23 protein-coding genes are annotated in these 21,716 nt (G+C 41.8%); 6 read left to right on the top strand and 17 right to left on the bottom strand.

Features of this window, described 5'->3' with window-relative positions:
* Positions 1-734 precede the first annotated feature (734 nt).
* From ACYVBM_RS11980 to ACYVBM_RS11970, 3 genes are all read right to left on the bottom strand, one after another.
* Positions 735-1,775, bottom strand: a complete 1,041-nt coding sequence (locus tag ACYVBM_RS11980) for a GMP reductase (RefSeq protein ID WP_460685898.1) — start codon at positions 1,773-1,775, stop codon at positions 735-737.
* A gap of 230 nt (positions 1,776-2,005) precedes the next feature.
* Positions 2,006-2,584, bottom strand: a complete 579-nt coding sequence (locus ACYVBM_RS11975; protein WP_460685897.1) for a 50S ribosomal protein L25 — start codon at positions 2,582-2,584, stop codon at positions 2,006-2,008.
* Between the two features lie 23 nt (positions 2,585-2,607).
* Positions 2,608-3,576 carry a ribose-phosphate diphosphokinase gene (locus ACYVBM_RS11970; RefSeq protein WP_460685896.1) on the bottom strand — a complete coding sequence of 323 codons (969 nt, stop codon included), beginning with the start codon at positions 3,574-3,576 and terminating at the stop codon, positions 2,608-2,610.
* A 135-nt stretch (positions 3,577-3,711) separates the two neighbouring features.
* On the opposite strand from ACYVBM_RS11970, the gene radC reads away from it, so the two are divergent.
* Positions 3,712-4,401, top strand: a complete 690-nt coding sequence (radC, locus tag ACYVBM_RS11965; RefSeq protein WP_460685895.1) for a RadC family protein — start codon at positions 3,712-3,714, stop codon at positions 4,399-4,401.
* A 1-nt stretch (position 4,402) separates the two neighbouring features.
* Here the strand turns inward: radC and ACYVBM_RS11960 are convergent, their stop codons facing one another.
* The 11 genes from ACYVBM_RS11960 to ACYVBM_RS11910 all read right to left on the bottom strand — a co-directional run bounded on the left by ACYVBM_RS11960 (position 4,403) and on the right by ACYVBM_RS11910 (position 12,952).
* Positions 4,403-5,164, bottom strand: a complete 762-nt coding sequence (locus ACYVBM_RS11960) for a PI-PLC domain-containing protein (protein ID WP_460685894.1) — start codon at positions 5,162-5,164, stop codon at positions 4,403-4,405.
* A 10-nt stretch (positions 5,165-5,174) separates the two neighbouring features.
* Positions 5,175-5,753 (bottom strand): peptide deformylase, encoded by a 579-nt coding sequence (gene def / locus ACYVBM_RS11955; protein WP_460685893.1) that lies wholly within the window; start codon positions 5,751-5,753, stop codon positions 5,175-5,177.
* A 137-nt stretch (positions 5,754-5,890) separates the two neighbouring features.
* Positions 5,891-6,298 (bottom strand): Holliday junction resolvase RuvX, encoded by a 408-nt coding sequence (gene ruvX, locus ACYVBM_RS11950; RefSeq protein WP_460685892.1) that lies wholly within the window; start codon positions 6,296-6,298, stop codon positions 5,891-5,893.
* A gap of 12 nt (positions 6,299-6,310) precedes the next feature.
* Positions 6,311-7,243 carry a UbiA-like polyprenyltransferase gene (locus tag ACYVBM_RS11945; RefSeq protein ID WP_460685891.1) on the bottom strand — a complete coding sequence of 311 codons (933 nt, stop codon included), beginning with the start codon at positions 7,241-7,243 and terminating at the stop codon, positions 6,311-6,313.
* Positions 7,244-7,353: 110 nt separating this feature from the next.
* Positions 7,354-7,893 (bottom strand): RNA methyltransferase, encoded by a 540-nt coding sequence (locus ACYVBM_RS11940; protein WP_460685890.1) that lies wholly within the window; start codon positions 7,891-7,893, stop codon positions 7,354-7,356.
* 144 nt (positions 7,894-8,037) lie between these two features.
* Positions 8,038-8,628, bottom strand: coding sequence for a hypothetical protein (locus ACYVBM_RS11935; RefSeq protein ID WP_460685889.1), 591 nt, complete (start codon positions 8,626-8,628; stop codon positions 8,038-8,040).
* 157 nt (positions 8,629-8,785) lie between these two features.
* The gene (locus tag ACYVBM_RS11930; RefSeq protein WP_460685888.1) at positions 8,786-10,042 is read right to left on the bottom strand and encodes a DUF2851 family protein; all 1,257 of its coding nucleotides are present in this window, start codon (positions 10,040-10,042) and stop codon (positions 8,786-8,788) included.
* Between the two features lie 42 nt (positions 10,043-10,084).
* On the bottom strand, positions 10,085-10,648 hold the full coding sequence (locus tag ACYVBM_RS11925; protein WP_460685887.1) for a Maf family nucleotide pyrophosphatase: 564 nt from the start codon (positions 10,646-10,648) through the stop codon (positions 10,085-10,087).
* Between the two features lie 4 nt (positions 10,649-10,652).
* Entirely contained in the window at positions 10,653-11,585 is a 933-nt protein-coding gene (locus tag ACYVBM_RS11920) for a geranylgeranylglycerol-phosphate geranylgeranyltransferase (protein ID WP_460685886.1), read from the bottom strand.
* 20 nt (positions 11,586-11,605) lie between these two features.
* Entirely contained in the window at positions 11,606-12,127 is a 522-nt protein-coding gene (locus tag ACYVBM_RS11915) for a KdsC family phosphatase (protein WP_460685885.1), read from the bottom strand.
* A gap of 48 nt (positions 12,128-12,175) precedes the next feature.
* On the bottom strand, positions 12,176-12,952 hold the full coding sequence (locus ACYVBM_RS11910) for a Rossmann-like and DUF2520 domain-containing protein (protein WP_460685884.1): 777 nt from the start codon (positions 12,950-12,952) through the stop codon (positions 12,176-12,178).
* A gap of 271 nt (positions 12,953-13,223) precedes the next feature.
* Between ACYVBM_RS11910 and ACYVBM_RS11905 the strand changes: the two genes are divergently transcribed.
* The 3 genes from ACYVBM_RS11905 (at position 13,224) to ACYVBM_RS11895 (ending at position 17,823) form a co-directional block, all read left to right on the top strand.
* Complete coding sequence (locus ACYVBM_RS11905) at positions 13,224-14,063, top strand: alpha/beta hydrolase (RefSeq protein ID WP_460685883.1); 840 nt, start codon at positions 13,224-13,226, stop codon at positions 14,061-14,063.
* Between the two features lie 174 nt (positions 14,064-14,237).
* Positions 14,238-16,817, top strand: coding sequence for a type I DNA topoisomerase (gene topA / locus ACYVBM_RS11900; protein WP_460685882.1), 2,580 nt, complete (start codon positions 14,238-14,240; stop codon positions 16,815-16,817).
* 82 nt (positions 16,818-16,899) lie between these two features.
* Positions 16,900-17,823: a phosphoribosylaminoimidazolesuccinocarboxamide synthase gene (locus tag ACYVBM_RS11895; protein ID WP_460685881.1), complete on the top strand. Its 924-nt coding sequence runs from the start codon at positions 16,900-16,902 to the stop codon at positions 17,821-17,823.
* A gap of 63 nt (positions 17,824-17,886) precedes the next feature.
* On the opposite strand, the gene ACYVBM_RS11890 is transcribed toward ACYVBM_RS11895, so the two are convergent.
* Entirely contained in the window at positions 17,887-18,465 is a 579-nt protein-coding gene (locus ACYVBM_RS11890) for a hypothetical protein (RefSeq protein ID WP_460685880.1), read from the bottom strand.
* A 205-nt stretch (positions 18,466-18,670) separates the two neighbouring features.
* Entirely contained in the window at positions 18,671-19,093 is a 423-nt protein-coding gene (locus ACYVBM_RS11885; RefSeq protein WP_460685879.1) for a hypothetical protein, read from the bottom strand.
* Between the two features lie 266 nt (positions 19,094-19,359).
* On the opposite strand from ACYVBM_RS11885, the gene ACYVBM_RS11880 reads away from it, so the two are divergent.
* Both ACYVBM_RS11880 and queG read left to right on the top strand, forming a co-directional pair.
* Positions 19,360-20,460 carry a lactonase family protein gene (locus ACYVBM_RS11880; protein WP_460685878.1) on the top strand — a complete coding sequence of 367 codons (1,101 nt, stop codon included), beginning with the start codon at positions 19,360-19,362 and terminating at the stop codon, positions 20,458-20,460.
* A gap of 67 nt (positions 20,461-20,527) precedes the next feature.
* A complete protein-coding gene (gene queG, locus ACYVBM_RS11875) occupies positions 20,528-21,460 on the top strand; it encodes a tRNA epoxyqueuosine(34) reductase QueG (protein WP_460685877.1) in 933 nt (310 codons plus the stop codon).
* On the opposite strand, the gene ACYVBM_RS11870 is transcribed toward queG, so the two are convergent.
* Positions 21,441-21,671, bottom strand: coding sequence for a hypothetical protein (locus ACYVBM_RS11870; protein ID WP_460685876.1), 231 nt, complete (start codon positions 21,669-21,671; stop codon positions 21,441-21,443). The two genes, queG and ACYVBM_RS11870, sit on opposite strands and share 20 nt — an antisense overlap.
* Between the last annotated feature and the right edge of the window lie 45 nt (positions 21,672-21,716).

Raw genomic sequence — 21,716 nt, 5'->3', positions numbered from 1 at the left:
AAGAACTTCTCCGGAAATTACCGAACATATTCGCCCGGACCGAAACTGATGATATCAGCGGAATTGAACCACTACAGCGCCTCAAACGCTATATCATTTTTTGTAAAATTTTTCAGAAGAACTAATGTGTATTTTCTACACTATTTTTCGTTTTGGGATTGCAAAGGTAAAACCATTTTTTCAAATCACCAAAACTATTTTTCTGAATTTTTTTCGAAGAACTTGATACTGAGTGAGTATCGTTTACTTTGGGGGGTTGCAAAGGTAAAAACTTCCTACCAATCTACCAAATCTTTATTTGCAAAATCTCCAAAAAAATTCTAAAGATCAACTTTTTAAGAACTACCCGAGCAATTAATTTCGGACGGCAAAGATAAGGATTTTTTTTGAAACATTAACCAACTTTTTCTTATTTTTTTTCAAGAAGTAGCGTATACTACAAGATGGAAAATAAGCGGAATTCCTTAATTAAAGGATTCATTATTAATTTATTATCCTTCGCCCAACTGGAGCTTTTTAAGAACTATTCTACCGCCTGGTCTCAAACGGGACGCGAAGATAACGACTTTACCTAAAATAACAAATTTATAAGACTTTTTTTTAAAAAAACAGTATAAATAAAAAAAGGGAGCGCCTGTAAAGCGCAAACAGTTGGCTCCTGCACTGCAGCATAAGCGAGCATGGCAAGACCGATAAGGTATATTAGTGCGATCTGCTGACCTGCCGGGGAAACTTTATGATCCAAATACCTCGTTATGCTGCTCTGCTACCCGGATAAAAGTGGTACGCTTTGTTAACTCCTTCAGCCTGGCTGCTCCTACATAGGTACAGGTAGAACGTATGCCGCCCAGCAGGTCTTTCACCGTCTCTGCTACCGGGCCGCGGTATGGGACCTTTACCGTTTTACCCTCCGAAGCCCTGTAGTTGGCAACGCCCCCGGCATGCTTATTCATAGCAGTTTGTGAGCTCATACCATAAAACAGTTTAAATTTTTCATTTCCTTCAACGATCAATTCACCCCCGCTTTCATCATGACCCGCAAGCATTCCACCAAGCATGACGAAATCAGCACCGGCACCATATGCTTTGGCTACATCACCGGGCACTTTACAGCCACCATCGGAAATGATTTGCCCTTCAAGACCGTGGGCAGCATCGGCACATTCTATAATAGCAGATAATTGGGGATAGCCCACACCGGTTTTTACTCTTGTAGTACAAACAGAACCCGGCCCAATACCTACTTTAATTATATCAGCTCCGGCAAGCAGCAGCTCTTCTACCATTTCACCCGTTACTACATTACCTGCAATGATCGTTTTATCAGGGTACCGGTTACGCGTTTCCTTAACAAAATGCACGAAATGCTCTGAGTAGCCGTTTGCTACATCAATACAAATAAAATTCAACTCCGGGAACCTGCTTAATAATAATTCAAGTTTATCAGCATCCGCTTTGCCCGTACCGGTACTTGCGGCTATATACTGATATATTTCGACAGGCTGGCTTTGCAGAAATACAGTCCATTCATGAATAGAGTAGTGTTTATGTATAGCTGTTAGTATTTTCTCAGAGGATAGCGCTACAGCCATTCCGAAAGTACCCACAGTATCCATATTCGCAGCTATAACGGGAATTCCCTGCCATGGCTTTTTTGAATGCAAAAAACTAAACTCCCGCTCTAAATCAACAGCAGCCCGGGTCTTAAGGGTTGAGCGCTTAGGACGTATCATTACATCTTTAAATCCCAGTTTAACTTCGTATTCGATTCTCATTTTCTGTTCTTTTAAATAATACTACGAAAAGATATTTAAATTATTTTAGTCTGCCGGCAAAATTCAGTACAAAGGGCCGGAGCAAATTTACTTTTCATATTTTACTAAGCGTCCGGGAAGCAATAGCATAAAAGTTGAGGTACAGGGTTCGTAGAATCGAGCAAAAACAAAAACGGCTGCTTCAATGATTGAAACAGCCGCTTTAAGCTTAAGAGACTTATTACAAGTAATTATTTTTTAGCTGCTGCGGCTTCTTCCTGCTTTAACTGCCTTGTCATAACCACTGATGCAACAGGAATACGGGGAGAGTTCAGTATTTCCATTTCTGAAACCTTAATATCTTCAACCCTGATATTACCGTTAATATCTAGCTCATCAACGGGAACTTCAATAGTTTCTGCCAGGTACTTCGGCAAAGCCTTTACCTTTACAGATTTGATCTTGGAAACAAAGCGTCCGCCCGCTTTAACCCCTTTTGCAGTACCTGTAAACTTAAGAGGAACGGTAGCGATCACTTTTTTATCATCTACCAGCTCTAACAAATCTACGTGAATAAGCGCATCGGTTACTTTATCAAACTGAAGATCTTTTAAAATACATTTGTAAGTAGTTCCATCAATTTTAACTTCAGCTAACTGAAAGTTTGGCGTGTAAACCAATGGTTTGAATAATACTGCTGACGCGCTGAAGTTGATTTCTTTAGCACCCCCGTAAATTACAGCAGGCACTTTTCCCTGAGAGCGAATCTGGCGGGTGGCTCTTTTGCCAAAATCGGTCCTCAGTTGTCCTTCGATTGTAATTGTTTTCATTTTTATGTTGTTTTAATATTTACTTAACTTGTTCTTAAATTAGAGTGCACGAATAAGCTGGTGATACTCTTATTTTCGAATGCATGCCGGATCGCTACTGAAAAAAGCGCTGCTACCGAAATGACTTTAATTCTGGGGCTTTCTCTTTTTAACGGAATAGTATTACAAACCACCAGCTCTTCCAGCACACTGTTTTCTATATTCTCATACGCCTTACCACTTAAAAGCGGGTGGGTGATCATTGCCCTTACGCTATTCGCACCTTTTTCTTTGATAAGTGATGCGCATTTAGCCAAAGTGCCTCCGGTATCACATATATCATCAATAATTACCACATCTCTCCCCTCTACATCTCCAATCAGCGTCATACTTCCTATTTCATTTGCACGTTTGCGATGTTTGTCGCAAATAACCATTTCAGCATTAAAATAGCTGGCTATTTCCCTGATACGATTGGTTGCGCCCACATCGGGGGCCGCAAAGGTAAGGTTTTTTAACTGTAATTTTTCTACATAAGGGATAAATACAGCGTGGCTATCGAGGTGATCTACCGGAATGTCAAAATAACCCTGTATCTGCGGCGCGTGTAAATCCATCGTAATAATGCGATCTGCACCGGCCGCTGTAAGCATATTCGCCACCAGCTTACTGCCTATGGCTACCCGTGGCCTGTCCTTCCTGTCCTGCCTTGCGTAGCCATAGTATGGTAATACAGCTATCACTTTGTAGGCCGATGCTCTCTTCGCCGCATCAATTAACAGTAATAATTCCATTAGATTGTCGGCAGGAGAATAGGTGCTCTGGATCAGAAAGATATAGTCGCCTCTGACACTTTCAAGAAAATTAGGCGAAATTTCTCCGTCAGCAAAGCGCTGAATACTAAGTTTTCCTGGTTCGCAACCAAAATGGGTTGCTATTTCGGCCGCTAATTCCTGCGATGCAGCACCTGAAAATATCTTAGCCGCGTGTGGAATGGATTGAGCTTTATGCATGGTTTTCGTGAATGAGCGGCGAAGATATTTTTTTATTTTTTCTGAACCATGATTTTTTTATTTTTATTGATCCTGAAAAACAAACAGGCACGGATGCTTGCAGCAAACCCGATAAAAAACATTTAACTTATGATCATGAAATCTAAAAACACCATCAAACAGTGGGCAAAAGATGACCGGCCCAGGGAAAAACTCTTATCAATTGGTGCCGGCAACCTTAGTAATTCGGAACTGATTGCTATTCTGATTCATAATGGAATCCAACAAAAATCGGCAATAGATCTTGCCAAGGAGGTTTTAAAACTTGGCAACGATAACCTGAATGAGCTGGGAGCACTCAGCATTAAACAACTTACCCGGGTTAAGGGTATTGGTGAAGCTAAAGCCGTTACCATCGCTGCTGCACTTGAACTCGGCCGGAGGCGGCAAACAGGCAGTTTACCTAACAGAGATATCATCCTGACATCTAAGGATATTGCCACCTTCTTAAAAGAACGGCTTAAAGATTATCAGCACGAGGTATTTGCTGTTATTTACCTGAACCAGGCCCATAAGGTTTTGAGCTTTGATATCGTAAGCGAGGGTGGCATTACCGGCACCGTTGCTGATCCACGTGTTATTTTAAAGCGCGCACTGGAAAAAAATGCTGTAAAAATCATATTAAGCCACAATCATCCATCCGGCAGCCTGCATCCCAGCAAAGCCGATGAATACCTGACCGATAAAATAAAACGGGCTGCCTCATTTTTAGACATTAAGGTACTTGATCATGTAATTGTAAGTGATGAGGGCTATTATAGTTTTGCAGATGAAGGAGGTTTATAAACTATTTTAGAAAACCGGCGAGACCCGGAATGTCATCGGTATTAATATAATCTGCACCAATGCGTTGAAAAAATACCCATGCGTTCGGATGATCAGGTGCCCCCCAAAAACGGATAGGCCTGGCTGCTTTATGCGCTGCACCTACTGCCGCTTCTATGGCTTTTATTGATTCGAGGTTTTGTGCCCCCGCTCCAGTCCAGTGAGAGTAATTTCTAAAATCAGCACTGAAAAGCGCTATCCTGGACTTATTCTTTTTAGTGTAATTATAATTAAGATTGCCGTCGAACCAAATAAAAGACGGATAGGTAAACAGTGAATCTTTATCGGGTTGGTTACCGGTAATGACAACCTGAACGCTGTTGCATTTTATTATCTGAGGGTATTCCTTCAACTGTTCAATGATCTTTTTAAGCGTGGGAAGAGCTTCTGTTTTGCAATCAATTAAAAGTAAAAGCTTTTTGTGCGGGTTGGCATATACCCTGCCTTTGTTTTCGCGAATATGCCTGAGCAAAGGAACCAGGTAAAAATTTTTTAAATTTCTTAGCGATTGGGTATCCTTAATATTATGGGAAACCAAAAGATCGTCATTCGTTAAAAATACATCGGCTTCAACAGAACCAAAACCGTATTCATAAGCTAATTCAAACGGGCGGCTTTGTTCATAGTCGTTATGCGAATGGGCATTCTGGACGGAATATTTCTGGGGCTGCGCCCAGCCGGGATTGGTAATGAAGAAAAAAATAATCAGGCATACTTTTTTCATCCCGGGCATATTAGCTGAACGACATTTTATAATCTACTTTTACTTTTCCGGATGAAATATCACTCAGTTTTCTTTTAAGCAATTTTTTCTTTAACGCAGGCAGATGATCAATGAAGAGCTTTCCTTCAATATGATCATACTCGTGCAGGATTACACGGGCGGAAATGCCGGTATAAGTATCCGTATGAAGATTGAAATCTTCATCTTCATATTCAATCGTTACCGATTCAGGCCTCGTTACATCTTCCCTGATCCTGGGAATGCTGAGACAGCCTTCATTATAGGCCCAGGGAGTTCCGTTCAGTTCTTTAATATAAGCGTTAATGAACACTTTTTTTATACCATTATCGCCGGGATACTGGTTCTTCTCTTCCTCGTCTTCCATATTTTTAATGATCTGTTCAGAATCCACTACAAACAGCCTTACCGGCCTGTTGACCTGTGGTGCCGCCAATCCTACACCATTACTGGCATACATTGTTTCCCACATATTGGCAATAAACTCTTTTAAACCCGGATAGCCAGGCTCAATATCTTCTGCTACTTTTCTTAAAACAGGGTTCCCGTAAGCTACAATTGGAAGAATCATGAGCGCAAAGGTAATTATTTAGCGGGAAAGTCGAGAAGTCCGGAAGTGCATAGACGGTGGATCGTAGCTAAAGATAGCAAGCTTAATGTTGATTACCAGTTACCAGGCGCTCCGTATCTTTGAGCTGTCAACTACACTCACCTGTTCAGATACTCCTGCAGCATAATCGTAGCCGCTATTTCATCTACCAGTGCTTTATTGCGACGCTGCATTTTTTTTAGCCCCATTTCGAGCATGGCATCTTTGGCCATTTTAGAGGTATAGCGTTCATCAACCGTTTCTATGGGAATAGCGGGAAAGTTTTTCTTCAGTTCCCTGATGGCTTTGTGTACCAATGGCGTGGCATGGGTATCGGTTTCATCCCAGTTTTTTGGCATACCAATGATTATTTTTTCTACCGGCTCTTTAGAAAAATAATCTTTTAAAAAAGGCAATAACTGCTTTGACCCGATCGTTGTTAGCCCGGTTGCTATTATTTGTAAAGGATCGGTTACTGCGATACCGGTACGTTTAAGACCATAGTCTATTGAAAGGATGCGGGACAAGAGATAAATTTATTAAAAATGATGATTTACTAGTAGGTCTGCAATTACAAATATTGCAAATACAACGGACGCTATGCCATTTGCAGTCATAAAAGCCAGGTTAACACGCCGCAGATCATTAGGTTTTACAATGCTGTGCTGGTATACCAACATCCCGGTAAAAACAGCAATCCCGGCCCAATACAGCCAGCCAAAACCCCCGTTTATACCGGCAACAATTACACAGGCAGCGCTTAAAAAATGTAACAGCTCCGATACCCGCAATGCTTTCTTCTTGCCCAAAGCAGAAGGTATAGAATACAGGTCATTGCTGCGGTCAAACTCTTCATCCTGCAAAGCATAAATAATATCAAAACCGCTTACCCAAAATATTACAGCAAAAGAAAACAGCACAGGTAATACATCAAATCGCCCTGTAACGGCCAGATAAGCTCCTATGGGAGCTAAAGATAAGCCCAGGCCCAAAACAAGATGACATAAGGAAGTAAAACGCTTGGTATAACTATACCCTAACACTACAGCCAGAGCCACAGGAGATAAATACAGGCAAACAGGATTTATAAAATAAGTACAAACGATAAACAGGATGGAATTGAAAATAGTGAACCATAGCACCCGGTCTGCTTTTAAAATACCTGCCGGGATCTCTCTTACGGCCGTACGCGGATTTTTTGCATCAAAATGCCTGTCAAGGTACCGGTTAAATGCCATGGCAGCGCTGCGAGCAAAGATCATGCATAAAATGACAAGCAACAACGTCAGCCATTTTTCCCTGAATAATATTTTAAAAGTATCCCAATAAGGCATATCTATTAAAAGAGCATCATCCTTATATACATTTTGAAAGATTCTGAAACCGAGAAAAAAGCCAATCATTGCAAAAGGCATTGCAAAAATGGTATGTGAAAACTTTATAAGATTTAGATATTTTTTTACTGCAGACACTTTAATTTAAAATATTTTTCAACCGGGCTTTAGCTCAGCATTGGTAATGATTTCTTTTTCAGGCTTATTCATAACACGGGTGATAACTCTTGCTCCGCCATCATGCAAAGTTAAACACTCTCCTGCAATTTTCTGCGCACTAACTCCCAAAGCACAACGCCTGCAGCGGTAGCTATATTTAATGAATGCTTCATTCCTAATTGTGGGATCTCAATAGTTCCATCGCAAAGGCCAATGGTAGACTGCTCCACTCCCGTTACCTCATTTCCAAAAATTATGGCTATTTTTTCGTGTGCCTCCCAGCGCAGGTTTTGAAGGAGCGTACTATTCTCTACCTGTTCTACGGCGTACACTTTAAATCCATCCTTACGCAATACATCAATAGCGGCGCCGGCATTGGCAAAGTGCTTCCAGTTTACCGACTCTTCGGCTCCCAAAGCTGTCTTTTTGATCTCTTTATGAGGAGGCCGGGCAGCATAGCCCGTTATATAAATAGCTTCTATCAAAAAGGCATCGCTGGTGCGAAATACACTACCAACATTATATGCACTCCTGATATTTTCGAGTACTACCACAATGGGCATCTTCTCAGAGGCTTTTACTTCGTCAACAGATTTACGCCCCAGCTCATCCATACTTAACTTTCGCATCGGGCAAAAATAATGAAATCAATATTGATATACAGGAGCTCCGGAAAGAAGAAGCAACGTAAAGGTGGTAAGGCGACATAAAAAAATCCGACTGCGGTTAACAGCCGGATCATGGATAAGATAATGGTTCGGTGTTTGTAAAAATTATCTGCCGGCGCCCAGGCCAATATTATATGCCAAGCCAATGCCAACGATACCTGTATTATACTTTTGAGTTTCGTTGCCAACAGCAATTGATCCTTTATCGCCTGTAAAGGCTTTTGAGTAATGTGCAAAAATGTTCCAGTTACGGTTATGATATCCTATTTCAGGTTTTATATAAAAACCGCCATCGGGACGTACTACTGCTGACTTTGAAGCTACGTTCTTATCTCCCGTAATAACGCCATAACCAAGATCGGTGCCAATATAAATACCTTCAGCTTTCGGATAATACCTCACCAATGCTGCAACAGGCACTACACCAAAACTATTGTTATCAAGCTTAGTTCCATTGATATCATTTTCTTTACCAAAATGATGCTGATAGCCTGTTGCAATACCCAAGCCAAAATGAGGAGTTACCAGGTTCTGATAAGCCACATCAAGACCGGCTGACGCAGCGGCATTATTAGCAGGTACTGAAGCTCCGGCCAGTGCCCCGATTTTGATCATATTTTTCATGCTTTGCGCATGTACTGCTGCTGTTGCAAATAACATGGCCGCTCCTATTAAAATTGCTTTCCCTCTTTTCATATCTGTACATTTTAATTTATTATTTTTCTATAATGACGCCCGGACTCTTTTTTGAGTTACGGGAATGTGCATCATCATTAAAGATTTCGCATATTCAGACAAATGCCGTGCCAAGATGGTTGCATGGAAGCATAAAAAATTTATTAAGTGATTTACCTTAGCCTTTTATTACTGCATTACCGATAGCACAATGAAGGCATTTTTTATATTCACAATATTGTAACTTTAATTCAACAAGGGCCTGGGAATCGTAGGCTGTTTTATTTTGAATACCTAATGTTTTGAAGCTTTTTGTGATCGTATTCTGTTCTGCCCGGGTTTCTTCCAGCCACTGCAATGCCTTATTCTTCATTTCCTGTAAATGATGCCTGCACCCATATACGAAAAGCACCGGCACGATCGTGTTAATAACTATATTATTGATCATACCTGTACCTACAGGCTTTTCTTTGAAACAGGATTCATCATTTAAAGTATAATGGCAGCTCCAGAAATCGTTGGGAGTTGCAGCAAGCCATTTTTTAACTTTACCCAGATCCGGTTCTTCTGTTATCTTAGAAAACAGGTGTGCTGAATTAAACACCAAAGCGGCCAGCTGTGCCAGGCGAACGGTAGGGAAATTGCCGGGCCTCATCCTAAAAAAATGTACGGGAAATACGATGGGTACCAGATTATACTTTGCCTGCAAAAACCTGTATTCTCTTTGTAATAACAAAACATATTTATCGTCAGAAGCAGTACCCGCAAGCATTCCAGCCTGCCCGAGCAGTAAAGCCTCTAATTGTATCTGCTGATTTTTATGCTTTGCAAGAATATTCAGAGAAATACTTCTGGCTAGTGCCTCAAAGGCTTCGGCGTTTATGGTAGTACCAAAAGTCCTGGCCAGCAGCCACCAGAAACTTTCTTCCCAATGCTGTTTATTCTGCTCTAAGTATTTTTGAATTAATAAGGTCTTACGCTGTAATCGTTCTGCGATCAGCCTGTCTTTCCAGATGTTGATCGTGAGCTCAGGCACATTACAGATCAGCTTTTCGCAGGCAATAAACTGCTTGGAAAGCATTAATTCATTATAGCGATACAAAAGGCTTCTGGCAATTCTATCGCGTAGCTCTAAAACAGGAACAGGACTTTCTTCCACATCGTTCTCATAAACCACATGCAAAATAACATTGGTATAATTATCATCGCCCGTATGGCCATGTTTCAGCCAGTAGGAGGTTTTCAGGTGCATTTCCACCGATCCTACCCAAAGAGTATTACTGATCCTGATTTTTGCATTGATAAAGTCAGGTCCCTGGTTGGTATTTAAAGTTCCCGGCGCTATTACTTCAACAGGCTCGCCCAAAACGGAGGCTAACGCCGATTTATTAAAATACTGGAACTGCCATATAAATTGCAGCAGGTGTTCGTTCATAAGCTGATGGAACGGGTTTAGCACATTCCATCTTTAAAGTTATTAAATATTCTTCAAAGTTTGCACCACCCGGCTTACAGGTAGTCCCATTACATTATAAAAATCTCCTTTAATGGATTTGATACCCACAACGCCGATCCACTCCTGTATAGCATAAGCACCGGCCTTATCATAAGGTTTATATTTTTCTACATAAAATTGTATCTGCCCAGGAGCCAGACTGTGGAAAATAACTTCTGTAACATCAGCAAATAAAACCTGCTTATCTTCCTTTATAATGGCGACTCCTGTAATAACCTGGTGTGTAGCACCCTGCAGCCGGGTAAGAATGCGAACAGCATCTGCTTCATTTTCCGGCTTTCCGATTATTTCGTTGTTTAACACAACGATAGTATCTGCGGCAACTATAATACGATCAGCGCCAATATCATCTTTTACTGCCAATGCTTTTTTTAAAGCAATATGTATGGCAGCTTCTTCGCTGCTTAGCATTGGTGGAAAGGTTTCGTCAGTTGGCCTTACTATTATTTCAAAAGGCAGTTCTGCCCACTCCAGTAGTTGTTTCCTGCGGGGAGAAGACGAGGCCAGCACAATAGTATCATTCATAAAACTACAAATAAATATAAAAAAACAACATGGATAAAATTCCGGTCAGCATAACGCCTTTCGTATAATTACTTAGCTGATGATAATCCTGCGTGGATTGTGCCCTTACCAGCTTCCGGAATATATACAGTAAAGGCAATACTATAAACAGAAAGCAATATGCAACTGCCAGCCACCACCCGAACTGCAGTACATAGAACTGGATCACCAACAATACTACCGTTATAATGGTCAGCCATACCGTAACATATATTTTCGCTGCATTTATGCCCCAAGCGATGGGCATGGTTTTACAACCAAATTTTTCATCGCCGGGCATATCCTCAATATCTTTTACCGCTTCTCTTATTAATGAAATGATAAAAGCAAACCCTGCGTAAAGAATAGCAAACCTAAACAACCTTACCTGTCCGGGATCAGCATTGCCAAAAGCATTATGCAATGAATATTTGGATAGAAATACGATCAAAATAGTCCATGCTGTTAACAGCGATACTATAATATTACCTATTAACAGGTCTTTCTTAAACCTCGCAGAATAAAACCATAAAAGAAACACACAAATCATATTAGCCACTACCAGGTACCATCTTGAAAAAGGATTCACAGCAATGGCTGTACAAATGATACCGGCAATACTAAAACCCAGGTGCCATGCAAGCGCCCAACGCCTGCTAAGCTTTTTATCCAGCACCATTTTGCCCGGTTTATTTACGAGGTCGATATTTATATCAAAATAATCATTGATGATATATCCCCCCGCCGCAATGAAAACGGAGGCTGCCGCGATCATTATAAATTGAAAAGTATTGTGCGCGGGAACGTGGCCGGCATATACAGGATGGTAAATGCAGTATTCAAACAAAACCTGTGTAAGTATAATAAATACAAGGTTAGGCCAGCGGATTAATCTTAAAAATGGCTTTATTAGCGCCATGAGCTTAATTAATTTAGATTTTATGCTGATGCAATAAATGGAGAGCCGTCCCAGTCGCCCCTCATCTTTAAAACCTTTTCTATCACATCGCGCACACAACCTTCTCCCCCTTTTCTTGTAGAGACATATTTTGCAGCATGTCTTAGTTCAGTTGCAGCATCTGCCGGGCAACTGCTGAGCTTTACAATATCAAATACCGGTAAATCGGGCATGTCGTCGCCCATGTATAAGATACTGTTGGGGTTAAGCTGGTGCTCGCAGATTAAATTTTTAACAAAAACACCCTTATCTTCTACTCTGAAAAAAACATCTTTAACTCCTAAGTTATTTAACCGTATCCTTGCGGGATTGGGAGAAGAGCCGCTGGTTATAAAGATCTTATATCCTTTTTTTATTGCGAGCGCGATGGCGTAGCCATCCTTCACATTCATCAGTCGCGCCATTTCCCCGCTTTCAAGAACCAGCACACTGCCATTTGTAAGCACTCCATCTATATCAAAGATAAAAGTGTCTATTTGCTTAAAACTGCTTAAAACATTCATTCTATGGTTTTTGCTGGTGCAAAAGTAAAAGAATGAACAATCCGATCATCAAATGGGAGCAGATAATGAGTAGCCCAAAATACTTTCTGTTAAAAATTCATAAAGTTTCAATAACTGAGGGTGCTTCTCCAGCAAAATCCTGTGCTTATGAATTGTCTCTGCATCACCCCTTGCAGCAGGCCCCGTTTGCAGCGCAGCAGGTGAAGTTTCGTGCAACCGGTAAAACGTATTATCTATAAGGGGCAATAATTCAGCAAAATCAATACCTTCCTTTTTACAATAAGCTTCTGCCAGGGAAAAAATATGATTGGTAAAGTTATTTACCAGAACGGCTGCTACATGCAACTTTGCTCTTTTATCATAATCAGCAGTAAAGCACGCTTCTTTATAAACCGATCTTGCCAGCCTGTCTAAAACTTTTGCCGTCCTGTCATTTACTGCTTCTATATAAACAGGTATCTCCGGAATCTGGCCCTGCTCTTTTCTCAGGCTCTGCAATGGGTAAAATACGCCATAGTTATCAGTAACCTTTTTTAATATGTCCATCTTTACTGCAGCAGCGGTATGCACCACCACTTTACCGGGCAGCACCAGGTCCTTCACCGCATCTTCAATAGCATCATCGGCTACAGCAACTATATATACCTCTGCCTCCCTGTTAATAAGGCTTGAATAATTGGCAGACTCTGTATTCCATTCGTAGGCCAGCTCCGACGCTGCGCTTGCATTTCGGGCCAATACCTGTAATATATGGTGTCCGGCGCTAACAAATTTCCTGCCCAGCACCGCCGCCACATTTCCCGAACCAATAATAACTATATCCATACCGTAAAGTTACATACTTGGATAATAATTAGCGTGAATGAACCAACCTGCCTGCCTCAAACAGGTGCGCTTACATGCTCATAAATGAATCAACAGGTTACAGGCCCACTCTGGTTCTCTCCTGACCGCGCTTTTCCCACTCCTACCCCCGCGCTGTTTGGGCATATCTCTTAATTCCCATCAATAAAAAGATCAAAATATAATAAATCACTTTCTTTTGCATAAAACAGAGATTGGATTCTAATTTCGCCTTTTTGGCACTTTTCTCATTATGAAAATACAAAACCTCTTTTTATATTATTTCCGTGCCCGGCTAAAGCTGCTTGCTCTATTCTCAAAAAAACAGGCAGGCAGTAAGGCTTTTCAAATTTTTTGTACGCCTCATTTTAATACAGGTTATGATATTAAGCAACTGCAGAATGCAAGCCACCTTTCGTTTAATTTCCGCGGACTTACAATTACAGGACACCAATGGAACAAAGGGGCCGGCAAAAAGCTGCTTCTTGTACATGGCTTCAGGTCGGCATCGGCCAATTTTGAACATTTTGCTGAAAAGCTCTCTGCCAAGGGGTACGAAGTGCTGGCATTTGATGCCCCTGCCCACGGATTAAGCGAGGGTAAAACGATTAATGCGCTTGTTTATAAAAGCTTCATTGATGCAATAAATGAACATTACGGGCCTTTTAATGCCTACCTGGCCCATTCTTTCGGAGGACTTGCTGTAAGTTTACACCTTGAAGAGATCGCCAACAATACAACTGTCAAAACAGTTTTAATAGCCCCCGCTGCTAATACCCAACAATTATGTGAGGACTTTTTCAAAAAGATGCGACTTAATGACCCGGCTGTTCAGCAGCATTTTTATAACAGGATCCGCCACCTCAGCAATAAAGATATTGGGTGGTTCTCCATCAACCGTGCCGCCAATGGGATTAAAGGAGCAGTACTTTGGGTACACGACACAGGTGATAAGGTAACACCTGTCGGTGACGCTTTTCAGCTACAGCAAAAAAAACCGCCTAACTTTCATTTCCTGTTTACAAACCACCTGGGACACCGGCGTATTTACAGGGATGAAAAAGTGGTTTCTGCTATTATTGATTTCCTGTAAAAGGTGCTCAAAAACCTTTTTTTATTCATAAATAATTTGCATTTATAAAAAATGTGCTAATCTTGTTGCCGAAATTACCTGCTAAAATATGTTCAGGTGTAGAGGAGAGCGACGCAATTTTGTTGCCTCATGCACCGCAGCCGGGTAAATAAAATATAATATTGTACTTAATACATGGCGAAGAATTTATTGATCGTGGAGAGCCCTGCAAAGGCTAAAACAATTGAGAAATTCCTGGGAAAGGACTTCCAGGTTAAAAGCTGTTTTGGGCATATACGCGACCTTGAAAAAGCAGGTATGGGTATTGATATAGAAAAAAAATATCAACCAAGATATATTGTAAGCGATGGCAAGGAGAAGGTAGTAAGGGAGCTAAAAGCACTGGCAGGCAAAAGCAAAGAAGTGTGGCTGGCAACGGATGAGGACCGTGAAGGAGAAGCTATCAGCTGGCATTTATGCGAAGTGCTGGGCCTGGACCCTGATAAGACCAAGCGTATTGTGTTTCATGAAATTACCAAGCCGGCCATCAAAGCAGCCGTTGATTCGCCACGCAGGCTGGACATGAACCTGGTAAATGCGCAGCAGGCCCGCCGTGTGCTAGACAGGATTGTGGGCTTTGAATTAAGCCCGGTTTTATGGCGGAAGATCAGTGTAAAAAATAACCTGAGCGCAGGGCGTGTGCAAAGTGTTGCCGTAAGGCTGATCGCGGAAAGGGAAAGAGAGATCAATGCTTTTGAAATACAAAACAGCTTCAAGATTGAAGCAATTTTTACCGCTACTGATACAACAGGCAGGCAGATCAACTTTAAAGCAGAAGGCAAGAGATATAATGACAGCGAAGGCGCAGAACAATTTTTACAATCCTGCATCAATGCTGACTATACGGTGGGCAATATACAGGTAAGGCCTGGCAAACGAACGCCTGCAGCCCCATTTACCACGTCTACCCTTCAGCAGGAAGCCAGCCGCAAGCTGGGCTACAGCGTTAGTAAAACCATGCTGATTGCACAGCAGCTTTACGAAAACGGGCATATCACTTATATGCGTACCGACAGTGTAAACCTGAGCGATACGGCGCTGGGAGATATTACCCATACCGTAAAAAGCATGTATGGCGAGCATTACCACCAGTTCCGGCGGTATAAAAATAAAAACCAAAGCGCGCAGGAAGCGCATGAAGCCATACGGCCTACTTACATGAGCCATTCTACTGTTGAAAATGCAGAATGGAAAAGGTTGTATGAGCTGATCTGGAAAAGAACCATGGCCAGCCAGATGGCAGATGCGCAACTGGAAAAAACAACCGCCACTATTGACATTTCCACCAACAAAGAATCGCTTAGCGCATCGGGTGAGGTTATTAAATTTGAAGGGTTTTTAAAGGTGTACCGTGAGGACAGGGATGAAGAAGATATAACAGAAGATGACTCTGCCGAAGGCATGTTACCACCGTTGCAGGTAAAGCAGGAACTGCCATTGGTACAAATGACGGCAACAGAAAAATTCACCCGCCCCTCTCCAAGATATACCGAAGCATCGCTGGTTAAAAAGCTGGAAGAGCTGGGTATCGGACGCCCTTCTACTTATGCGCCTACTATTTCTACCATTATAAAAAGAGAATACGTGGAAAAGCGCGACAAGGAAGGCGTACCAAGAGATTTCCAAGTGCTTACATTGAAAAATGACCATATTTCCAGGGCTACGCAGAAAGAAATAACCGGTGCGGAAAAAGCAAAACTGTTCCCTACTGATCTGGGACTGGTGGTAACCGACTTTTTAAAGCAGTATTTTGATGATATCATGGATTACGGTTTTACTGCACGTATTGAAAACGAGTTTGATGATGTGGCCGAAGGGAAGTTACAGTGGAACAAAATGATCGACGACTTCTACAACCCTTTTAAAGTAGATGTTGAAAAAACTATTGAAACGGCAGAACGTATTAAAGGAGAGCGAGAGTTGGGGACTGACCCTCAAACCGGGAAACCGGTAATAGCACGCATGGGGAGATTTGGGCCCATGATACAGATTGGCGGTACCGAGGAAGCAGCAACTCCGAGATTTGCCTCGCTGCAAAAAGGCCAGAGTATAGAAACCATAACGCTTGAAGAAGCATTGGACCTCTTCAGGCTGCCTGCTGTATTAGGCGAATATGAAGGCAGGGAAGTATCGGTAAACATAGGCCGTTTCGGGCCCTATGTAAAACTGGGTGATGATTTCATTTCGATACCTAAAGGAGAAGATCCCTTCAGCGTTGATCTGGACCGTGCCATAACGTTGATCAGGGAAAAGCAGCAGGCAGATGCTCCTATTGCCAATTTTGAAGGCAAACCGGTTACGAAAGGCAAAGGACGCTTTGGCCCATTTATTAAATGGAATGATATGTTCATTAATGTGCCGCGCCGCTACAATTTCGACAACCTCTCTGCCGGTGATATCAAAGAGCTGATAGAAACCAAGGTTGAAAAAGAAGCGAACCGGTATATTCAGCAATGGGAAACCGAAAAAATTGCATTGGAAAATGGGCGATGGGGTCCTTTTATCCGTTTTGGTAAAAAAATGATCAAAATCGGCAGAAAAGAAAATGGTGAAAAATATACTCCTGAAGAATTAGCTGCGGTTTCTTTAGAGGAGGTAAAAAAAATGATCCTGGCTGAGGAGCCCACAGCTTTTGATAAACCTGTAAAACCTGCCCGCCCGGCAGGCGGGAAAGCTGCAGCAAAGAAAAGGGCTGCAGCGAAGAAGAAAAAATAAATCAAGCGCTTGCTTAAAATATTTTACAGGCAGCTCGCTTATCTCCCGTTAGCATTCAGTGTTTTCTCATTATTTTCGCGCCATGTCTGAACTTTACTTTCCCCAACAAACCAGCTTTTACCGTGGCAAAGTAAGAGATGTATATACCATTGATGACCGGCTGCTGGTAATGATTGCCTCCAACCGTATTTCTGCGTTTGACGTTATATTGCCCCGGCCGATACCATACAAAGGGCAGGTGTTAAACCAGATTGCCGCTTATATGCTGAACGCTACTAAAGATATCTGCAGGAACTGGCTGCTTGAAACCCCTACAGCAGAGAGCTCTGTAGGTTATAAATGCGACCCATTCAAAATTGAAATGGTAGTGCGGGGGCATTTGACCGGCCATGCGTGGAGAACCTATAATAATGGTAGCCGGGTATTATGCGGCGTAGCCTTACCCGAAGGCATGAATGAAAACGATGCTTTTGAAACACCCATTATTACGCCCAGCACCAAAGCCAGCGAAGGCCACGATGAGGATATCAGCAAAGAAGAGATCATAGCCCAGGGATTAGCCACTGCCGGAGAGTGGGAGCAGCTTGCAACACTGGCTTTATCATTATTTAAACGCGGACAGGAACTGGCTTTGAAACAGGGTTTGATATTAGTGGATACCAAATACGAGTTTGGCAAGCTGAACGGAGAGATTGTATTGATGGATGAGATACATACACCTGACAGCTCCCGGTACTTTTACGCTGACGGCTTTGAAGAGCGCCAGCAAAAAAACGAAAAACAAAAGCAGCTAAGCAAGGAGTTTGTTCGCGAATGGCTGATTGAAAATAATTTCATGGGTAAAGAGGGACAACAGGTACCGGAAATGACGGATGAATGGATCAACACTATTTCCAACCGGTATATTGAACTATATGAAAAAGTGATCGGTTCTACATTTCATCCCCAAAAAACAAGCACGCAGGAGCAGGCAGAAAAAATATCGCAGGCACTAAAACGATACTAAAATCGCCGGATACTAACAATATATCTTTCGTTTGATTGTAGTTAGTCTATTCGGATCAGCCAGTTATTTTCCGGTACAGGACTGTTCGGTCTTTTCCTCCCTTGCGGAATGACGAAACAACGCACCTGCTACAAGAAAGAGCGCAGCAAAAAATCCGCTTACAAACAGTATTTCATGTGCTGAACTACCGGTATAATGCTGTAGGTTCATAATAAAAGCGATGATAGCTGATAATATAAGCGCCAGTACGGCAGCATACATAACCCGCCCCATCCCTGCCGGCCTGAAACGGCAGTATACAGCACCAATAACCACTATCAACACTATTATCCCATACATCATATTAGCTAAACCGGCTCCATTGCCGATAAGACCTACAGCCATATTGGCCCATACCATAAAAAAGGTAGTTCCCAGTGCCAGCATAACACCAATACGATAGATCCAGTTAGGCGCTTTTCTCACGAGCATTTTATACGCTATGCCGGTACCCGACAGCAAGCTACCCATAATCATAAAGTCGCCAACGCTCCAACGTACCTGGCTGGTTAATTGCATGGCGATAAAAGGCACCATGAGCAATAACAGTGTTACAGCAGCTACCGTAATAAACGCCCGGGTTAATGTTTCCTGTTTTTTCATTTTTAGTAAATATTATTAATAAAAAGCACTTTGCAATTCAAAGTTAATAGATAATAAATAAATATTCCAAATTTTTTACCATAAAAATTCCCATTTACTGATATACCGGCTTTGGCAGGAGTTTTTTTGTTTTAGTGCAATAAAATAAGGGCCGCAAATCGCGACCCTTATATGTATAGAGAACGGATAAAACTATCTTTTTGTATTATTTTATTTTCATTATTTTGGATGGAGCCCTTAGTATCATACTCATTTTCGCATATCCCAATCTTGAAGTATAGTAGTCGAAATCATCATAGGCTTCGTCTCTAGTATTAGCATATTTCAATATTTCTACGCGCATATTTCTTCGTTGTGTTTCATTAAAAATTGTTCTACGCCCCAAATCAAAAATCCCTGATAGCTCATCATAATCGTTAGGATAATTATTATCAACACTTTCTATTAATGCATATGTACCATCAGAATCAAATCGTATAATAGTCAATGGGTTATTATTTTCAAAATAAAACACAGTTGCATATTCTACATTAACAGGCTCATCATTATAATAATCTCTTTTAGTGCAGCTTGCCAATAAAACAATACCGGCTATCATTAGAAGAGCAAAGGTGAATATCTTTTTCATTTTTATAAGTTTAGTAGTTTTTTAAATACTGTTGTTTGATATATAGATTGATGCAGGGCTGTAAAGGGTTTGTAGCGGATTGTTAAAAATTTTATAACATATTAGAGGAATGGACAGGCCATAGCGAATGCTAAAAGCTGAGGTTGAAGCTGAGAGCATACACTTACTATTTATTGTTAACCCCGAACCGGCAGCCGGTATCTGTCAACCATGAACAGCACAATGAACCATAATAATCTTTACTTTTATCGCCTATAATTATAAACATGAAGCGCAGCATTTTTTTAACCCTAGAGTTTTTGCTCATTTTCATAAGCACCTTATCTGCCCAACGCCTGGTTATTGGCACCTACACCAATAACAACCAAAGCAAAGGCATTTATGTATATGATTTTGACAGCAAAACAGGCAGGGCGAAGCAGGTAAGCATTGCCGAAGCCGGAAACCCCTCCTACCTGTGCATCAGTAATGACCATCAATTTGTGTACAGCGTAAACGAAAGCGATCAAGGAAAAATATCATCGTTTGCTTATGATAAAAGTTCCGGGGAGCTTATCCTGCTTAACCGGCAGCCTAACAACGGAAGCGCTCCGTGTTATATAAGTATCGACCAAACGGGTAAATGGTTATTTGCCGGCAATTATGGAGACGGCAGCCTTACAGTTCACCCTGTTCTTACAGATGGCTCCGTTGGAAATATGCACCAGTTCATAAAGCATAGCGGAAGCAGCATCAATAAGTCGAGGCAGGAAACGCCGCATGTGCATTGCACTTATGTAGGCGTTGACAATAAAAATGTTTTTGTACCGGATCTGGGTCTGGACAAAGTCGTTGTTTACCCATTCGATGCTGAAACAGGATGGCTCGACACTACCGGCAAATCATCTATTGATGTAAAACCCGGAGGAGGCCCCCGGCATATTATTTTTTCAAAAACCGGAGAGTTTGCCTACCTGGTTGAAGAAATGTCTGGTACTGTAGATGTCATATCAAAAGCAGGAAATGGATACAAAATCGTTCAGACAGCAAACCATTTGCCTGTAGGGCAGGAAGGCGCGGGGGCAGATATTCACTTATCGCCGGACGAACAATTCCTGTATGTTTCGCAAAGAAGCAACAGTACTATACAAATATTTAAAGTAAACCCCGGGAACGGAAGGATCCGTTTTATTGCAGAACAATCTACAATGGGTAATTTTCCGCGTAATTTTGTTATACACCCTTCCGGAAAATTTTTACTGGCAGCTAATCAAAAGTCAAACGACATCACTGTTTTTAAAATAAATACCCGCACCGGCCGGCTCACCGATATCCATGAGCGGATCAAAGTGGATGCTCCAGTATGCCTGAAATGGATAGGCAAGTAGGATTGCATATGGTTCAGGGATTAAGCCCATGAACTGTTAACTATGAACAAAAAGCTGTCAACTAAAAATGGTCATCGATAACCATACCTTATTTATCAAGCAAACCGGCAAAAGACTTGGCTTCGATTATTGTGGTATTGCTAAAGCGGCGCCTCTTACAGAAGATGCAAGAAAGCTGGAGGCCTGGCTGAATAAAGGTATGCACGGTCAGATGAAATATATGGAAAATCATTTTGACCTGCGCATTGATCCCACCAGGCTGGTACCCGGTGCAAAATCGGTTATTACCCTGTTGCTGAATTATTTTCCCCGACAGCATCAGCGCCCGGAAGCACCAAAAGTAGCTAAGTACGCTTATGGTGAAGACTACCATGAGGTAATCAGAGCAAAGCTTAATGAATTTTTGTTTATAGTGAGGGAAAAGCTGGGAGCTATACAGGGAAGAGGCTTTGTAGACTCGGCCCCTGTACTGGAACGCACCTGGGCCAGGAAGAGCGGGTTAGGCTGGGTAGGAAAGAATGGAAATCTGATTCATAAACAAAGCGGCTCTTTCTTTTTTATTGCTACACTGATCACCGACCTGGAGCTAATACCGGACGATCCTTTTGCTAAAGACTTTTGCGGATCCTGTACCAAATGTATTGACGCCTGTCCTACTGAAGCTATATTACCTGATAAAGTGATTGATGGCAGCCGTTGCATTTCTTATTTTACTATCGAGCTGAAAGAGATGTTATTACCCGGTGAGATGGAAGGGAAGTTCAGCAACTGGATGTTTGGTTGCGATACCTGCCAGGATGTATGCCCCTGGAACCGCTTCAGCAAGCCTCATACAGAAACGGCTTTCGATCCACTGTCTGAAATACTGGACCTTTCTTCCAGCGAGTGGGAAGCCATGACAGAAGACAGTTTCAGGAAAATATTCAAAAACTCGCCTTTAAAACGCAGCAAGTATAAAGGCATACAAAGAAACCTGAAGTTTATACAGGGTGATGGATAGCGCCGCACAGCGACACTGTCCCTGATCCTTTAAGTGAAAAACCGCTTCCTATTTCCCTATAAGAAAATTGATAAGCTCTTCGCAGCGCCGCCTGTACCATTCCTGCAGCTGCCTTTACCCATCTGTGTTGATAAACCCGCGCTCGCTTTGCCACAAAAGAATCGAGGAAGCCCCTGTGAATACCTAATGCTTTCAATATTTCGGGATTCATTTGTAAAATAAGTAACAGGTAATAGCCATATCTATCGTGTAAGCC

This window comes from Niabella aquatica, assembly GCF_054779315.1.
Note: the sequence above shows the minus strand (reverse complement) of the source record. Positions and strands in the feature narration are given on the sequence as shown.

What these genes read in the sequence shown, in the direction of transcription:
- ACYVBM_RS11980 (WP_460685898.1), bottom strand. Translation starts at nt 1,775, where the DNA reads ATGAGAATCGAATACGAAGTTAAACTGGGATTTAAAGATGTAATGATA.
- ACYVBM_RS11975 (WP_460685897.1), bottom strand. Translation starts at nt 2,584, where the DNA reads ATGAAAACAATTACAATCGAAGGACAACTGAGGACCGATTTTGGCAAA.
- ACYVBM_RS11970 (WP_460685896.1), bottom strand. Translation starts at nt 3,576, where the DNA reads ATGCATAAAGCTCAATCCATTCCACACGCGGCTAAGATATTTTCAGGT.
- radC (WP_460685895.1), top strand. Translation starts at nt 3,712, where the DNA reads ATGAAATCTAAAAACACCATCAAACAGTGGGCAAAAGATGACCGGCCC.
- ACYVBM_RS11960 (WP_460685894.1), bottom strand. Translation starts at nt 5,164, where the DNA reads ATGAAAAAAGTATGCCTGATTATTTTTTTCTTCATTACCAATCCCGGC.
- def (WP_460685893.1), bottom strand. Translation starts at nt 5,753, where the DNA reads ATGATTCTTCCAATTGTAGCTTACGGGAACCCTGTTTTAAGAAAAGTA.
- ACYVBM_RS11940 (WP_460685890.1), bottom strand. Translation starts at nt 7,893, where the DNA reads ATGCGAAAGTTAAGTATGGATGAGCTGGGGCGTAAATCTGTTGACGAA.
- ACYVBM_RS11935 (WP_460685889.1), bottom strand. Translation starts at nt 8,628, where the DNA reads ATGAAAAGAGGGAAAGCAATTTTAATAGGAGCGGCCATGTTATTTGCA.
- ACYVBM_RS11930 (WP_460685888.1), bottom strand. Translation starts at nt 10,042, where the DNA reads ATGAACGAACACCTGCTGCAATTTATATGGCAGTTCCAGTATTTTAAT.
- ACYVBM_RS11925 (WP_460685887.1), bottom strand. Translation starts at nt 10,648, where the DNA reads ATGAATGATACTATTGTGCTGGCCTCGTCTTCTCCCCGCAGGAAACAA.
- ACYVBM_RS11920 (WP_460685886.1), bottom strand. Translation starts at nt 11,585, where the DNA reads ATGGCGCTAATAAAGCCATTTTTAAGATTAATCCGCTGGCCTAACCTT.
- ACYVBM_RS11915 (WP_460685885.1), bottom strand. Translation starts at nt 12,127, where the DNA reads ATGAATGTTTTAAGCAGTTTTAAGCAAATAGACACTTTTATCTTTGAT.
- ACYVBM_RS11910 (WP_460685884.1), bottom strand. Translation starts at nt 12,952, where the DNA reads ATGGATATAGTTATTATTGGTTCGGGAAATGTGGCGGCGGTGCTGGGC.
- ACYVBM_RS11905 (WP_460685883.1), top strand. Translation starts at nt 13,224, where the DNA reads ATGAAAATACAAAACCTCTTTTTATATTATTTCCGTGCCCGGCTAAAG.
- topA (WP_460685882.1), top strand. Translation starts at nt 14,238, where the DNA reads ATGGCGAAGAATTTATTGATCGTGGAGAGCCCTGCAAAGGCTAAAACA.
- ACYVBM_RS11895 (WP_460685881.1), top strand. Translation starts at nt 16,900, where the DNA reads ATGTCTGAACTTTACTTTCCCCAACAAACCAGCTTTTACCGTGGCAAA.
- ACYVBM_RS11890 (WP_460685880.1), bottom strand. Translation starts at nt 18,465, where the DNA reads ATGAAAAAACAGGAAACATTAACCCGGGCGTTTATTACGGTAGCTGCT.
- ACYVBM_RS11885 (WP_460685879.1), bottom strand. Translation starts at nt 19,093, where the DNA reads ATGAAAAAGATATTCACCTTTGCTCTTCTAATGATAGCCGGTATTGTT.
- ACYVBM_RS11880 (WP_460685878.1), top strand. Translation starts at nt 19,360, where the DNA reads ATGAAGCGCAGCATTTTTTTAACCCTAGAGTTTTTGCTCATTTTCATA.
- queG (WP_460685877.1), top strand. Translation starts at nt 20,528, where the DNA reads ATGGTCATCGATAACCATACCTTATTTATCAAGCAAACCGGCAAAAGA.
- ACYVBM_RS11870 (WP_460685876.1), bottom strand. Translation starts at nt 21,671, where the DNA reads ATGAATCCCGAAATATTGAAAGCATTAGGTATTCACAGGGGCTTCCTC.